We start from the raw sequence: 13,818 nt of genomic DNA, 5'->3' as shown, positions 1-13,818 counted from the left end.
TTCTCGTGAATCAGGCGGCAGGCACGGCCCGGCCGCGCCGCCATTGCACCAGCGCGCCGAGGGCCAGCAGCAAGGCTGCGCCGAATGCGGCGAGCAGGCGCGGCAGCACGGCGGATGGCGGCGGGGGCGATGGGGTGTCGGCGACGGGCTTCAGCTGGAGGCCGGCCACCGGTTGTGCGAGGTCCGCTGCGGCGGGCGATGCGGGTGCGGGCTGGCTCGCTTCGACGGGCGCGACGGCGGGTGCGACGACGACCGGTGCAGGAGCAGTGACAGGCGACGGCGCGAACGCAGCCTGCGCAAACCGCTGCACCACCTCGTTGCGCTCCCGCAGACCCGTGGCGCGCACCGCCTCCGTGTAGGCCTGCGCCAGCTCGCGCCGCGTCGCGGCATCGGGCTTCCAGTAGTTCAGCCGCACGGCATCGAGCATGCGCTCCAGCGTCTGCGCGAACGCGGCGCGGTTCTCGCGCTCCAGCCACTGCCGCGTGCCGAGCTTGTAGGTGTCGCGCACATAGACCTCGTGCAACGACTGCCAGTGGTCCGCGCGCACGGCGGCGGGCGCGGTCGCCTGCCAGCCCCAGAGGAACTGCGCGGTCTTGAGCACCTGCAGCGCGCCGCTGTAGCCCTCGGCCTTCTGCGCCTCGATCCACTGGGGGTGCAGGTAGCGCGTCTGCATCTCGCGCGCGATGGCGCCGGCGGCGGTGTCGGTGCGCACCGCCGCGCTGTCCCGCAGGTTCTGCACGTACAGCGCCGGGTCCTTGCCCGTGAGGTGGCGCACAGCCAGCGCGATGCCGCCCAGGTACTGGAACGGGTCGTCGTTGGTCAGCACGCCGTAGAGGTTGGAGGTGCGCGCCATCAGCGCCGCATCGACCTGCGCGAGGTTGCCCGCGAAGGCACCCGGGCGCGCCGCGCCGTCGAGGCCGCGCCCGTAGGCGTGGCCCATGCGGTCCATGTAGAGCCCCGCCATCTGCGCGTCGCCGCCGCCGCGCTGCTGGCCCTTCCAGAGTTCGGTGGCGAGCACCGCTTCCTCGAGCCCGGCGCCGTAGCTGCCCTGCTCGTTCGAGAACACGCGCGCGGTCGACCAGCGCCGCGCCTCGGCCGCCGTCGCGCCCCCGGCACGCAGCGTGCGCGCCATCGCCTCGCTGTGCTGCGCGACGGCGTTGCCGGGCTCGTCGAGCGCGGCCACCTGCTGCACGGCCTCGTCGAGCCAGCGCATCACGTGCGGGAACTGGTCGCGGTACGAGCCGGTGACGCTGATCAGCACGTCCATGCGCGGCCGCTTCAGCACCGCGGCCGGCACGACCTCGATGCCGACCATGCGCCCGGCCTCGTCCCAGCGCGGCTTTACGCCGAGTGCGTGGAAGGCCTGGCTCTCGGTCACGCCCTGGTGGCGCGAGGCCTCGCCGGCCCAGAGCGTGAAGGCGATCTTCTGCGGCGCACGGCCGCCGTGGGTGCGGGCGTGCGCGGCGATCCAGTCGTCCATCGCGGCGACGCCGGTGTCCCAGGCGGCGCGCGTGGGCACGCGGCTGGGGTCGAAGCCGTAGAGGTTGCGCCCGGTCGGCAGGCTGACGGGGTCGCGCACCGGGTCGCCGCCGTAGCGCGACTTCAGGTAACGGCCGTCGAGCGCGGTGAGCAGGCCTTCGATTTCCTCGTTGTGGGCCAGCACGGCGTCGAGCGCGCGGGCCCGCGCGGCCAGGGTGCGCAGAGGTTCAGCGTCGGCCGTGTCGTTGCCCGCCAGCACGGCCTCCAGCCAGCGCGCAGGCTTCGACGCTGCGATGCCCTGCGCGTCGGTGAGAAACATCTCGTCCAGGTCTTCGCCCATCGCCTGCGCCACGGGCTTACCGAGGATCTGCAGGATCGTCTGGCGCCGCCGCTGCGCATCGGGCGCCTCGCCGAAGGTGGCCAGGCCCAGCGGCTGCGCGGTCTGCGCGAGCTCGTCGAGGTACGGATGCAGCACGGCGATGAAGCCGGCGAAATCGGCGCGGATGCGCGCGGGCGTCCATTGCAGGTCGCGGTCGTAGTGCTGCGCGACGAAGTCGGTGGTGAGGCGCCGTTCCAGCGCGGTCTTTACCGCGCCGGGCGACAGCGTTTCCCAGTCGTGCAGGCGTTCGTGCATGTCCCGCACGCCGGGTCGGAAGCCCGCGGGCGCAAACATCGGGGTCGAGTGGCTCACCATGGTCGCGCGGCCGCGGCGCTTGGCGGTGGTCGCCTCGCCGAGGTTGTCCATGATGTACGGATAGACGTTGGGCACCTCGCCCAGCGCGAGCAACGAATCGTCCTGCACCGAGAGCCCGCGCTCCTTGCCTGCCGACCACTCGACCGTGCCGTGCGTGCCCACGTGCACCAGCGCGTCGGCGCCGAAGCGGCTGCGCAGCCAGAGGTAGGTCGCGAGGTAGCCGTGGCTCAGCGGCACGGCCGCGCGGTGGTACACCTGCTGCGCCTTGTCGGCCACCTGCGTGCCGGGCTCGAAGCGCGGCGGCTGGCGCAGCACGACCACTTGGCCGAACTGCACGCGCGGCACCACGAAGGCTGGCGCGCCGCCCACGGGCCGCAGCATCTTCGAGGCCTCGGGCGGGCCCCAGTAGGCCTCGATGCGGCGTTGCGTCTCCGCGGGGAGCGCGCGGAACCAGGCGAGGTACTGCGACAACGGCAACGTGTCGGCCAGACCCTGGTCGAGCAGCGGCTGCAGCGCATCGCCGCCTTGTGCCGTCGGGTAGTAGGCCTTCATCGTGGCCTGCACCTGCGCGATGACCTTCTCCGCGCCCGGCGCCTCGGTGCGGTAGCCGGCCGCCTGCATCGCGGACAGCATCCGGTCGACGCTGCGCGGCACGTTGAGGAACGACGCGCCGAAGTTCGCCTCGCCCGGCGGGTAGTTGTAGACCAGCATCGCCACGCGGCGTTCGGCGGCGGGCGTGCGCCGCAGGTGCAGCAGCGCGGCGGCCTTGTCGGCGACGGCGTCGATCTGCGCGGGCAGTGGCTGCAGGCTGCCGGTGACGGCGTCGCGTGCCGTCACGAGCATCGGGTCGGTCATGCCTGCGAGTTCGCTCGGGCTGTAGTAGGCCGCGATGTCGGTCTGCGCCAGGCCGTCCCTACTGCGCGCCCATTGCGCCGCGTCCATGGCCAGCGAGGGCAGCGTCTGCAGCACGGGCACGCCGATGCGCTCGAGCTCGGCCTTGCGTTCGTTCGGGCTGAATACCAGCGCGGCGTTGATGAGGAGGTCGGCCACGCGGCGATCGCCCTCCCCCGCGTGCGTCATGCGGAAGAACAGGTCCTTCTGCTGGCGCGGACCGTAGAAGGCATAGGCGCGCAGGCCGCGCTGCGCGAGCGTGCCGATCAGGCCGTCGAGCCAGCCGGTGTCGTCACCGGTGAGCGTGGTGCTGTTGACGGCGATGGCGACGGTGCCTTGACCGCCTGGCAGTGCCTCGACGGCGGCGATGCTGCTTTCGACGCGCGGCCAGTCGGGGTGATAGAAGCCCGCGAGCGGCAGCGGCACGGGGTCAGGGAGTCCGGCTGAATCGCCGACCCGCGCCATCGCCTGCACCGAGGCCTTCAGGTTCGCCTCGCCCGGAAAACGCCAGTAGGCGCGCAGGCGCTGCGCCCAGGCCGCATCGACGCCGCGCTCGGCCGCGAGCGGCGGCACCTCGGGTGGCTTCTGGCCCTTCGCCACCAGGGCGAATTCGCCGATCTGCACATAGGGAACGGAGGTTCGCGCAATGACATCGCCGAAGCGCGCCGCCGCCGACTGCGCGACGCTGAGGTGCGGCGCATCGATGACCAGCAAGCGCGCACCGTCAAGCGCGGCGGCGAGCGCATCGGGCGTGTCCTGCGCAGCCGACACCACCTGCATCGGCACGCCGGCCTCGCGCGCCGCCGCTTGCAGTCGCACCACACGCGCAGGCGACACCAGCGCGGTGCTCAACACCACGACACGCGACTCGGCCGCCACCGCAGGCTGCGCCATCAGGCACAGGAGCCCGAGCCAGAAGACGAAAAGCCGCGTCACTTCCCGCCCGGTGCCGGCACCGCGTCCGCCGGCACGTAGATCATCGTGCCGTCCTTCAGGCGCCAGGCAGTGCCGGCCTTTTCGCCGTCGCCCTGCCCCGTCGCACCGCTGGCCTTGAAGCGCGTCACCTTGCGGCCTTCGCGCGTGATGATCTCCATGTCGGGCTGGCCCTCGTGGCGGATGACCGTCACCTTGTCCTGCGAGAACGGGTTCACCGGGTTGTTGATGACCGCGATCATCAGCATGCCGATGACGACCATGAAGACGTCGATCAGGTTGATGGTCGAGAGCACCGGGTCGTCGTCGTCGCTGTCCAGGCTGCTCAGGATGGAGAACTGGCGTCGGCTCATGACAGCCGGTCCCGCGCGTCGAGCAGCATCACCAGCTCGCGCATGAGCCAGCGGCGGCGCACGGTGTAGACCACGAAGGTGATCGAGGCCGAGGCCAGCGCCACGATCACGGCCGCGAACGCGGGCGCCAGGCTCTGCGCCACGCCCTGCGATTCGCCCGAGGCCACGGCGACGAGCGCCGGGCCCATGGGAATCATGGTGGCGATCAGCCCCAGCATCGGCGCCACGCGGCTGCACAGGCGCACGCCTTCGAGTTGCTTGAGCACGACCAGCTCCATCTGTTCCTGGCTGGCCTGTGCGTGGCGCTGCAGCACCAGCGCGCGCGACGGATCGCGGCGGCGCTGCCACCACTCGATGCCGAAGGCGCCGAGGCAGTACACCGCATAGACGAAGGACAGCAGCACGCCAAGCGTCACGGGCCAGAGGAACAGGCGTGCGAGCTCGAAGAGAACGGTGTCGAAGGCCAGCATCAGGTGGGCTCCACGCAAGAAGATGAAGTGGAAGAAGGATCGAACAGGTCCGACGGCCGGCCCCAGCTTTCGTCGAACACCAGCGAGGCCAGCGGCGCGCGCTTCGCCCAGCGTTCGCGTTGCAGCATCGGCTCTTCGTAGAACGCATGCACCGGGCCCAGGCACAGCAAGGCGATCGGCTCGGCGCCTTCGGGCAGGCCGAGCAGCACGCCCAGCTCGGCGGGATCGAACAGCGACACCCAGCCCATGCCCAGCCCTTCGGCGCGCGCCGCGAGCCAGAGGTTCTGGATCGCGCAGGAGGCCGAGGCCAGGTCCATCTGCGGCAGCGTGCGGCGCCCGAACACATGCGGCTCGCGACCGTCGGCCAGCGTCACCACCAGCAGTTCGGCCGCATCTAGCACGCCCTGTACCTTGAGACGCATGAACTCGTCTTCGCGTTGGCCGAGCGCGCGGGCGGTGAGCACGCGTTCGCGCTCGACCACCTCGTGCAGCTGCCGGCGCAGCCCTTCGCCGCGCACGCGGATGAAGCGCCACGGCTGCATGAAGCCAACGCTGGGCGCGTGGTGCGCGGCATCGAGCAGGCGGCGCAGCACCTCGGGCGCCACCTCGCCGCCCGCAAAGTGGCGCATGTCGCGCCGCTCGTGGATGGCGCGGTACACCGCCTTCGCCTCATCGGCCGCGAACGCGTGCGCCGTCATCGGGTTCAGTCTTCGATACCGCGTTGGGCCGGGATGCCGGCCTTGAACGCGTGCTTGACCATCTGCATCTCGGTGACGGTGTCGGCCAGCTCGATGATCTCGGGCGGGCAGCGGCGGCCGGTGAGCACGACGTGCACGTGCTTGGGGCGCGCGCGCAGGGTCTCGAGCACGCCTTCGAGCGGCAGCCAGCCGTAGATCAGCGGGTAGGTGATCTCGTCGAGCACCACGAGGAAGAAGTCGCCCGACAGGATGGCGGCCTTGGCCTTTTCCCAACCGTCGCGCGCGAGCTGGCCCGAACGTTCGAGGTCCTGGCTCTTCCAGCTGAAGCCGTCGCCCAGGCCTTCGATGGGAATGCCGATCTGCTCGAACATGCGGTGCTCGCCGAAGCGCGCCGACGGCACCTTCATGAACTGGTAGATCTTCACGGCCTTGCCGCGCCCGTGTGCGCGCAGGGCAAGGCCGAAGGCGGCCGTGCTCTTGCCCTTGCCGTCGCCGGTGTTGACGATGACGATGCCGCGGCGTTCGCCTTCGGGCTTTTCGTAGGGCTTTTCGCTGGGAGGGGTTTCTATTTGCATGAGGTATTCCGTTTGCTTGGGTTCTTGACGCTGTCGTTCACGGCGTGTGCACAGGCGCGAAGCTTCATAGCGGCAACGCGATCCATTGGTCTGCCACGCGATGCACGCGAATGCGATGGTCGAACACCTGCTCCAGCGCCTGGTGAGTCTCAGGTTCGGAACAAGCACCGTGATGCGTCACCCGCCCCCGATTCATCACCACCAGTTCATCCGCGGCCAGCGCCATCGGCAGCTCGTGCAACACGCTGACCACGGTGCGGCCTTGCGCGACCAGTTCGCGTGCCGTCTGCATCCAGTCCGCCTGATGCGGCGGATCGAGGTTGGCCAGCGGCTCGTCCATCAGCAGCAGTTCGGCCTCGACCGCCAGCGCACGCGCCAGCAGCACACGCTGCCGCTCGCCGCCCGACAGCTGCCCCAGCGGACGGTCGCGCCAGTCCCAGGCCTGGGTGCTGCGCAATGCGCGCTCCACCGCATCGCGATCGGCTTCGCTGGGTGCCGCGAGCCAGCGCTGGTGTGGCAGCCGCCCCAGCATGGCGACGTCGTAGACCATCAGGTCGTCGGCACTGCCCTCACCCGTGCCGCTCTGGCCCAACCAGGACAGGCGCCGCGCGCGCACGCGGGCCGGCACAGCAGCCTGCGCCTCGCCGAAGAGCCGCACTTCGCCGCGATGTGAGAGCAACCCTGCCAGCGCTTTCAACAACGTCGACTTGCCGGCACCGTTCGGCCCGACGATGCTGGTCCAGCGGCCGGCCGCGAGCGACAGGTCGATGCCGTGCAGCACCTCGACCGACCCGAGCGTGGCGCTGAGACCATGCGCTTCGAGCGCGGCGGATGGCGTGCGGCTCACAGTCCGCCTCCCTTCGCGCCGCGCCGGTGCATCAGCCACAGCAGGTAGCTGCCGCCGAGCACGGCCGTGAGCACGCCCACCGGCAGCTCCTGCGGCGCGATCAGCCAGCGCGCCAGCAGGTCGGCCGCCATCAGCAGCAGCCCGCCCATCAACGCCGACAGCACGATCAGCCGCGCATGCGTGGTCTTGACCACCGAGCGCACCAGATGCGGCGCGGCCAGGCCGACGAAAGCGATCAGGCCGGTCTGCGCGACGGCGGCGCCGGTCGCCAGCGCCAGCACGGCCACCAGCGCGGCACGCATGGCGCCCAGCGGCAACCCGAGGCTGCGCGCCGTGGCCTCGCCGAGCGCGAGCCCGTCGAGCACCGGCGCGAGCGCCCAGGCCAGCAGCAGGCAGGCCGCGCCGACCGCGGCCATCACGGCGCAGGCTGCCCAGCCGACCAGCCCGGTGCTGCCGAGCACGAAGCCCTGCAGCGCCTGAAGAATGTCGGCCGAGGCGATGGTGATGAGGTCCTTGGCGGCGCCCAGCACCACGCCGACGATCACGCCCGCCAGCAGCAGGCGCAGGGTCTGCTGCACGCCGCGCGCCAGCGTGAGCGTGAGCAGCACCGCGGCCACCGCGCCGACGAAGGCCGCGCCGGTGAGCCCCAGGCGCATCACCCATTGGGTGCTGGTGACGGAGCCGCCGAACAGCATCAGCGCCAGCGCCACGGCCAGCGACGCGCCCGAGGCGCTGCCCAGCAGGTACGGATCGGCCAGCGGGTTGCGGAACAGGCCCTGCGCCACCGCGCCCGCAAGCCCGAGCAGCGCGCCCGCCAGCCATGCACCGAGGGTGCGCGGCAGGCGGATGTCCCACACGATCTGCAGCGCCACCGGGTCGTGCCGTGCGGACAGCAGGCTCTGGAAGCCGGTGCTGCCGATGCCCAGGCCGAAAAGCAGCAGCGCCGCGCCCAGCACCAGCAGGCCGGCACCGAGCAGCAGCACGCGACGCAGGTGCACGGAATGCATGCCGCTCACCGCCCCTTGTCCGACAGGCACTGCGCCATCAGGCGCGCGGCCTCGTCCATGCGCGGGCCGGGGCGCACGACCACGTCGGTCTGCTCGGCGTCGAAGCGGCACACGCGGCCTTCGCGCACCGCGCGGATGCCGCCCCAACCGGGTCGCTGCTCCAGCCCCATGGCGCTGCGCACGCTGACCATGATGAGGTCGGGGTTCGCGCGCACCACGAACTCGGGGTTGAGCTTGGGAAAGGGGCCGAGCGACGCCGGCACGATGTTCTTCACGCCCAGCCGCGCGAGCGTCTCGCCGATGAAGGACGACTCGCCCGCCGCATAAGGGCCAGTGTTGACCTCGAAGTACACGCGCAGGCCCTTGGCGCTGGCGGGCAGCGACTGCGCCGCGGCCGACACGGCTGCGTCGATGGCGCGCCACACGGCGGGCGCCTCGTGCGTGCCGAGCACCTGGTCGAGCGCGCTCAATACGCGCCGCACGTCGGCGTGGCTCTTGGGTTCGAGCACGATCACCTTCAGGCCCAGTACCTCGAGTCGCTGCGTGACGCGCGACGATTTGGCGAGCAACACCACGTCGGGCTTGAGCGCGACGATGGCTTCGACGTTCGGATCGATCCCGCCGCCGAGCTGCGGCAGCGCGCGCACCTGCGCGGGCGAGTTGGAGTAACGGTCGACGCCGATCAGGCGGTCGCAGGCGCCGAGCGCGCAGACGCCTTCGGTCAGCGACGGCAGCAGCGAGACGATGCGCTGCGGCGGCTGCGCCAGATGCACGGTGACGCCGCGCTCATCGACCACGTCGACGGCCTGCGCCGCCTGCGCGCCCACCACCAGGGCGAGCCCGAGCAACGACGCGCGCAGCCAGGTCTTCATGCGATCGAAGTTCATGCGCCGGGCGCCTTCAGCGTCAGCGGCAGGCCGGCGACCATCAGCGTCGCGCGGTGGCAGGCGGCCGCGACGTCCTGGTTCAGCCGGCCGAGCACATCGACAAAGGCGCGGGTCTCGCGGCCCAGCGGGATCACGCCCAGGCCGATCTCGTTGCCGACCAGCACCACCGGCCCGCGCGCCTCGCGCAACGCGATGAGCAGCAGCGTGGCGTGCGCCGAGGGCGTGCGCGTGACCACCGCGGCGCCTTCGGTGCGCAGCGGCATCAGCAGGTTGGTGAGCCACAGCGTGAGGCAGTCGACCACCACGAGCGTGTCGGGCGCGCTCTGCGTGACGATGGCGCGCCCCAGCTCGATCGGCTCCTCGAGGGTCTGCAAACCGGGCACGCGCTCGGCACGGTCGGCCTGGTGGCGCGCGATGCGCTCGCGCATCTCGTCGTCGTGGGCCTGTGCGGTGGCGATCAGCACCGCGCGGCGCGATGCGGGCCCGGACGCCAGCCAGTCGGCCGCGCGCTGTTCGGCGCGGCGCGACTTGCCGCTTTTCTGGCCGCCGAGGATGAATTCGTGCTCAGTGAGGGGCATCGGGGGGCGCCTGTGCGGCGTGGCTGTCGAGTTCGAGGGGCATGGCGCTGAAGAGCCGCGCGGTCGCTTCCGGGCTGGACGCGAACCACGCATGGAAGTAGCTCGCGCGCACGGGGCCGTGCACGTACAGCGCCTCGCCGCCGCGCGTGCCGACGGTGCGCGCGGCGGGCGCGAGCGGCGTCTCGCAGCGCGAGTAGTGAAAGGTGTGGCCGCGCAAGGCATGCGCGCCCAGGTCGAGCTGCTGCGGGCCGAGGCCGGCCAGCCGCTTCTGCATGACGGCCCTCCCCGGCAGCACGCCCCAAAGGCGGTGCACGTCGGTCGGCTCGGCGTCGTCGCGCGTGGCGAGTTCGTCGAACAGCGCCATCATGCCGCCGCACTCGGCCCAGATCGGCTTGCCGGCCGTGACGTGGTTGGCGAGCGAGAGCCGCAACCGGTCGCTGGCCGACAGCACGGCCGCATGCAGCTCGGGATAGCCGCCGGGCAGCCAGGCTGCGTCGCAGGGCGGCAGCGGTTCGTCGGCCAGCGGCGAGAAGAACGCGAGCCGCGCGCCGAGGGCCTCGAGCACCTCGAGGTTGGCCGGGTAGATGAACGAGAACGCCGTGTCGCGCGCGATGGCGATGGTGCGTCCGGCCAGCAGCGGCGCGACGAGCGCAGCGGCCTCCGGCTCGAAGCGCACCTGTGGCAATTGCTCGGGCGTGCGCTGTCCGAGCGGCGTGGCGGCGAGCACGTCGGCCGCGGCATCGAGCCGCTCCATCGCATCGCCGAGTTCGGCGGCGCCGACCAGCCCCAGGTGGCGCTCGGGGAGTGCGAAGTCGGCGCTGCGCGGCAAGGCACCGAGCCAGTCGCCGGGCTCGCGCAATGCGTCCTTCAGCATGTCGGCGTGGCGCTCGCTGGCCACGCGGTTGGCGAGCACGCCGGCCCAGGGCAGGCCCGGGCGGAAGTTCTGCAGGCCGTAGGCCAGCGCGCCGAAGGTGCCGGTCATGGCCTGGGCGTCGATCACGGCCAGCACCGGCAGGCCCAGGCGCTCGGCCAGCTCGGCTGCGCTGGGCGTGCCGTCGAACAGGCCCATCACGCCTTCGACGATCACCAGGTCGGCCTCGCTCGCGGCGGCATGCAGGCGCGCGCGGCAGTCGGCCTCGCCGGTCATCCACAGGTCGAGCGAATGCACCGGCGCGCCGGTGGCCAGCGCGAGCCAGTGCGGATCGAGGAAGTCGGGCCCGCACTTGAAGGCCCGCACGCGGCGGCCCTGGCGCACGTGCAGCCGCGCCAGCGCAGCGGCGACCGTGGTCTTGCCCTGCCCCGAGGCCGGCGCGGCCACGAGCACCGCGGCGCAGGTGACGGCTGCGCCGGGCGAAGGGCGACGGGTGTTTACTGCGGAGTCCACTTGAGTCCGACGTACGCGGTGCGGCCCCCGGTGGCGTAGAGCCGTGCGAACTGGTAGTCCTTGTCGCCCACATTGTCCACGCGCGCCACGAGGTTCAGGTCGCGCGTGATCTGCTTGCTGGCCGACAGGTTCAGCAGCGTGTAGCCGCCGAGCTTGACGGTGTTGGCCGCGTCGTCGTAGCGCTTGCCCGAGCTTTGGACCTCGGCGCCCAGCGTCCAGCCGGCGATGCGCCAGTCGGCGCCCAGCGTGCCGTGGGCCCGGGCGCGGCGTGCCAGCAGGTGGTCGGTGGCGAGGTCGCGCGGGTCCTGGTAGTCGAGCGAAGCGCGCAGCGTGACGTCGCCGATGCGGTGGCCGCCCGTGAGCGTCACGCCCTGGTAGCGTGCGCGCGCCGTGCTGGCGTAGCAGCCGAACGACGACTGGCAGCCCTTGGCGCTGCCGTCGAACACGATCAGGTTCTGCACCCGGTTGCGGTACAGCACGATGCCGGCCTGCGTGGCGCCGGCCGTGTACTGCAGGCCCAGCTCGACGTTGCGGCTCGATTCGGGCTGCAGGCTCGCCAGGCCGTACTCGCTGAAGCGCTGGTACAGCGTGGGCGCGCGGAACGCGGTGCCGGCCGACACGGTGGCACGCAGGCTCGGCGTGATCGCGTAGCCGTAGGCGGCGCTGCCGGTGGTCTTGCCGCCGAACTCGCTGTCGTCGTCATGGCGCACGTGCAGCTGCAGCGAATGCGGGCCCTTCACATAGCCGTAGCCCAGTGCGGCGGCGTTCTGCGAGCGGTCGCGCGAGAACAGCTTGGCCGAGGTGGTCGGCGCGTTCTCGAGCGCGTCTTCGCGGCGCTCGAGCGTGGCGGTCACCAGGTGCGCGCCGAAACGGAATTCGTTCTGGAACAGGTAGCCGCGCAGGCGGGTTTCGGTGCGATAGAACGAAGGCTGGGTCTTGTAGACGGTCTGCGAATCGGTCGCCTGCAGGCGGGTGCTGTAGATGTCGTTCCACTTGGCCGACCAGGTCAGGCCGGCGGTGCGCAGCTCGTTGGTCGACACGTCGTCGCGGAAGGTGATCGGCGGCTTGGTGCGAAAGCTCACCGAGGGGTCGTAGGCCGCTTCGGTGTTGCTGGTGAGCAAGGTGGCGTCGATGCGCTGGTCGGGCGTGATCTGGAAGCCCAGCTTCAGGTTGCCCGAGGTGCTGCGGTAGCCGTCGCGGTCGGGATTGGTGAAGCCGTCTTTGGAGGGCGTGCGCTTGGCGATCGGCTGGATGTTGAAGCCCTTGCTTTCCTCATGCGCGACGCCGAACGAGTAGTCGAGCAGGCCCGACTTGCCGCTCACGCCGCCTTCGATCCGGCGCAGGCCGTGGCTGCCGAAGCCAATGCCGGCGTAGGGCGACACGCCCTCCTCGCCGCGCTTGGTGAAGAGCTGGATCACGCCGCCCACGGCGTCCGAGCCGTACACCGCAGCGGCCGGGCCGCGCAGCACTTCGATGCGGTCGATCTGCGCGAGCGGAATGCCTTCCCAGCCGGCGCCGCCGGTCGATTGCGAATCGATGCGCACGCCATCGAGGTAGACCGCGGTGAAGCGCGATTCGGCGCCGCGGATGAACACGCTGGTGGCGTTGCCCACGCCGCCGCTGCGCGAGATCTCCATGCCGGGCAGGCGCGCCAGCACGTCGGCCACGCCGGTGGCGCCGCTGCGCTCGATGGTCTTGCGGTCGATGATGGAGACATCGCCCACCAGGTCCGACAGCGCCTGCGGCGTGCGGTTGGCGGTGACGACGGTCTCGTCGAGCGTGGCAGATGCAGCAGCTTGCGCCTGCGCGGCCAGCGGCACCAGGGCCAGGCCGCCGAAGGCCGAGGCCAGGGCGAGCGTCAGCGGCAGGCACGCGGGACGGTTGCGGCGCACGCTGGCGCGGCCGCTGGAGAGGGAAACACAGGAAATCATGGGGTGAACCGAACGAACTTCTATGCCCTGGCCGGCTTCCCCGCCGGCGCCATGGGCGTCATGGCTGCCGATGCGGCAGCCGCCTTGTTGGCCGGTATCCGGGCTGGCAGATCGACCCTTTGCCGCCTTCCCAGGCACCTGTTTCAGGGCGCCCAGTGGCTGGATGGAAAGGGGTGACGCCTTGCGGCGTCGTCTGCTTGACCGTTGCGGGGGCAGCGCAGGCGGCTTCGGCCCCGGGGGACGTCCACTCCTGCTTCCCGTTGAACTGCGCCGTGCGAACCACGCCGCGAGCACCAACGGGCGAGATTTTAGGCCCACGGGGCGGCCACGCCACACCCGGTTTGATCACCGGCGGCGCAGGCCCCAGAATCTCGGCCACGTCCGGCGCGCGCCCGCGCGGTGCGCCAGACCTTCCGAATTCCCGGGAAACTACAATCGCCAACCATGCCCGCCTCCAGCCCCATCGACCAGATCGCCGAGCGTGTGGAACGCCTGCTCGTGCGTCACGAAGAGGTGCAGCGCACCAACGCGCTGCTGCAGGAACAGGTCGATGCGCTCACGCGTGAACGCGACGGCCTGAAGTCGCGGCTCGCCGCGGCCCGCACCCGCCTCGATGCCCTGCTCGAACGGCTGCCGGCCGAACCCCCTTCCGAAGATTCCCATCACGCATGAAGCAGATTGAAGTACAGATCATGGGCCAGAGCTACTTGCTCGGCTGTCCCGACGGCGGCGAAGCGCAACTGCGCGAGGCCGTCGACCGCGTGGACGCGGCCATGTGCAAGATCCGCGACGCAGGCAAGGTGAAGGCACGCGACCGCATCGCCGTGCTCGCCTCGCTGAACCTGGCCTTCGATCTCGCGGCCCAACAGGCCAGTTCTGCCGCTGCTGCCGCCGCACCGGCCCCTGCTGCTGCACCTGCAACGAGCACCGACGAAACCTCCGGTGGCACCGACCCGCAGGCCGCCCAGCTCATTCAGAGACTCGATCAGGCCCTGGCGGGCGATGGACATTTGCTCTGAAGGCAAGCGGCACGACGCAGACGGGGCGTAAAATCCATTTTGTCTGCAGACGTGTCGGGCTTAATATTTCCT

The 13,818-nt window shown here is 71.2% G+C and carries 13 protein-coding genes and 1 riboswitch; of the genes, 2 read left to right on the top strand and 11 right to left on the bottom strand.

Annotated features, from left to right (window positions below):
- Nucleotides 1-10: 10 nt before the first annotated feature.
- The 11 genes from cobN to AC3WQM_RS11360 form a co-directional block, all read right to left on the bottom strand.
- Entirely contained in the window at nt 11-4,000 is a 3,990-nt protein-coding gene (gene cobN, locus AC3WQM_RS11410; RefSeq protein ID WP_492678765.1) for a cobaltochelatase subunit CobN, read from the bottom strand.
- A complete protein-coding gene (locus AC3WQM_RS11405; protein WP_070060498.1) occupies nt 3,997-4,350 on the bottom strand; it encodes a DUF2149 domain-containing protein in 354 nt (117 codons plus the stop codon). The genes cobN and AC3WQM_RS11405 overlap by 4 nt, the downstream gene beginning before the upstream one ends.
- Nucleotides 4,347-4,820 carry a MotA/TolQ/ExbB proton channel family protein gene (locus AC3WQM_RS11400; RefSeq protein WP_095745109.1) on the bottom strand — a complete coding sequence of 158 codons (474 nt, stop codon included), beginning with the start codon at nt 4,818-4,820 and terminating at the stop codon, nt 4,347-4,349. Before AC3WQM_RS11400 ends, AC3WQM_RS11405 begins: the two co-directional genes overlap by 4 nt.
- Complete coding sequence (gene bluB / locus AC3WQM_RS11395; RefSeq protein WP_492678763.1) at nt 4,820-5,518, bottom strand: 5,6-dimethylbenzimidazole synthase; 699 nt, start codon at nt 5,516-5,518, stop codon at nt 4,820-4,822. The genes AC3WQM_RS11400 and bluB overlap by 1 nt, the downstream gene beginning before the upstream one ends.
- A gap of 5 nt (nt 5,519-5,523) precedes the next feature.
- Complete coding sequence (gene cobO / locus AC3WQM_RS11390; RefSeq protein WP_095745107.1) at nt 5,524-6,093, bottom strand: cob(I)yrinic acid a,c-diamide adenosyltransferase; 570 nt, start codon at nt 6,091-6,093, stop codon at nt 5,524-5,526.
- Nucleotides 6,094-6,157: 64 nt separating this feature from the next.
- The gene (locus AC3WQM_RS11385; RefSeq protein WP_492678761.1) at nt 6,158-6,940 is read right to left on the bottom strand and encodes an ABC transporter ATP-binding protein; all 783 of its coding nucleotides are present in this window, start codon (nt 6,938-6,940) and stop codon (nt 6,158-6,160) included.
- Complete coding sequence (locus tag AC3WQM_RS11380; protein WP_492678759.1) at nt 6,937-7,947, bottom strand: FecCD family ABC transporter permease; 1,011 nt, start codon at nt 7,945-7,947, stop codon at nt 6,937-6,939. The genes AC3WQM_RS11385 and AC3WQM_RS11380 overlap by 4 nt, the downstream gene beginning before the upstream one ends.
- 5 nt (nt 7,948-7,952) lie before the next feature.
- Nucleotides 7,953-8,819, bottom strand: coding sequence for an ABC transporter substrate-binding protein (locus AC3WQM_RS11375; protein ID WP_492678879.1), 867 nt, complete (start codon nt 8,817-8,819; stop codon nt 7,953-7,955).
- Between the two features lie 11 nt (nt 8,820-8,830).
- Nucleotides 8,831-9,412, bottom strand: a complete 582-nt coding sequence (locus AC3WQM_RS11370; protein ID WP_159271953.1) for a bifunctional adenosylcobinamide kinase/adenosylcobinamide-phosphate guanylyltransferase — start codon at nt 9,410-9,412, stop codon at nt 8,831-8,833.
- A complete protein-coding gene (locus tag AC3WQM_RS11365; RefSeq protein WP_492678757.1) occupies nt 9,399-10,796 on the bottom strand; it encodes a cobyrinic acid a,c-diamide synthase CobB in 1,398 nt (465 codons plus the stop codon). Before AC3WQM_RS11365 ends, AC3WQM_RS11370 begins: the two co-directional genes overlap by 14 nt.
- Nucleotides 10,781-12,727 (bottom strand): TonB-dependent receptor domain-containing protein, encoded by a 1,947-nt coding sequence (locus tag AC3WQM_RS11360; RefSeq protein ID WP_492678755.1) that lies wholly within the window; start codon nt 12,725-12,727, stop codon nt 10,781-10,783. The genes AC3WQM_RS11365 and AC3WQM_RS11360 overlap by 16 nt, the downstream gene beginning before the upstream one ends.
- Before the next feature lie 72 nt (nt 12,728-12,799).
- Nucleotides 12,800-13,039: riboswitch (cobalamin riboswitch) on the bottom strand.
- A gap of 132 nt (nt 13,040-13,171) precedes the next feature.
- On the opposite strand from AC3WQM_RS11360, the gene AC3WQM_RS11355 reads away from it, so the two are divergent.
- Together AC3WQM_RS11355 and AC3WQM_RS11350 are read left to right on the top strand one after the other, a co-directional pair.
- Nucleotides 13,172-13,399: a hypothetical protein gene (locus AC3WQM_RS11355; RefSeq protein WP_056581479.1), complete on the top strand. Its 228-nt coding sequence runs from the start codon at nt 13,172-13,174 to the stop codon at nt 13,397-13,399.
- Nucleotides 13,396-13,746: a cell division protein ZapA gene (locus AC3WQM_RS11350; protein WP_492678753.1), complete on the top strand. Its 351-nt coding sequence runs from the start codon at nt 13,396-13,398 to the stop codon at nt 13,744-13,746. The genes AC3WQM_RS11355 and AC3WQM_RS11350 overlap by 4 nt, the downstream gene beginning before the upstream one ends.
- Nucleotides 13,747-13,818: the final 72 nt, after the last annotated feature.

This window comes from Variovorax sp. FW301-JW7 (assembly GCF_058788795.1).
This window is presented reverse-complemented; position numbering and strand designations above follow the sequence as displayed.

Bases quoted from the DNA above. Each gene is read 5' to 3' on its own strand.
- AC3WQM_RS11405 (WP_070060498.1), bottom strand. From the start codon at position 4,350: ATGAGCCGACGCCAGTTCTCCATCCTGAGCAGCCTGGACAGCGACGAC.
- AC3WQM_RS11400 (WP_095745109.1), bottom strand. From the start codon at position 4,820: ATGCTGGCCTTCGACACCGTTCTCTTCGAGCTCGCACGCCTGTTCCTC.
- bluB (WP_492678763.1), bottom strand. From the start codon at position 5,518: ATGACGGCGCACGCGTTCGCGGCCGATGAGGCGAAGGCGGTGTACCGC.
- cobO (WP_095745107.1), bottom strand. From the start codon at position 6,093: ATGCAAATAGAAACCCCTCCCAGCGAAAAGCCCTACGAAAAGCCCGAA.
- AC3WQM_RS11380 (WP_492678759.1), bottom strand. From the start codon at position 7,947: ATGCATTCCGTGCACCTGCGTCGCGTGCTGCTGCTCGGTGCCGGCCTG.
- AC3WQM_RS11375 (WP_492678879.1), bottom strand. From the start codon at position 8,819: ATGAAGACCTGGCTGCGCGCGTCGTTGCTCGGGCTCGCCCTGGTGGTG.
- AC3WQM_RS11370 (WP_159271953.1), bottom strand. From the start codon at position 9,412: ATGCCCCTCACTGAGCACGAATTCATCCTCGGCGGCCAGAAAAGCGGC.
- AC3WQM_RS11360 (WP_492678755.1), bottom strand. From the start codon at position 12,727: ATGATTTCCTGTGTTTCCCTCTCCAGCGGCCGCGCCAGCGTGCGCCGC.
- AC3WQM_RS11355 (WP_056581479.1), top strand. From the start codon at position 13,172: ATGCCCGCCTCCAGCCCCATCGACCAGATCGCCGAGCGTGTGGAACGC.
- AC3WQM_RS11350 (WP_492678753.1), top strand. From the start codon at position 13,396: ATGAAGCAGATTGAAGTACAGATCATGGGCCAGAGCTACTTGCTCGGC.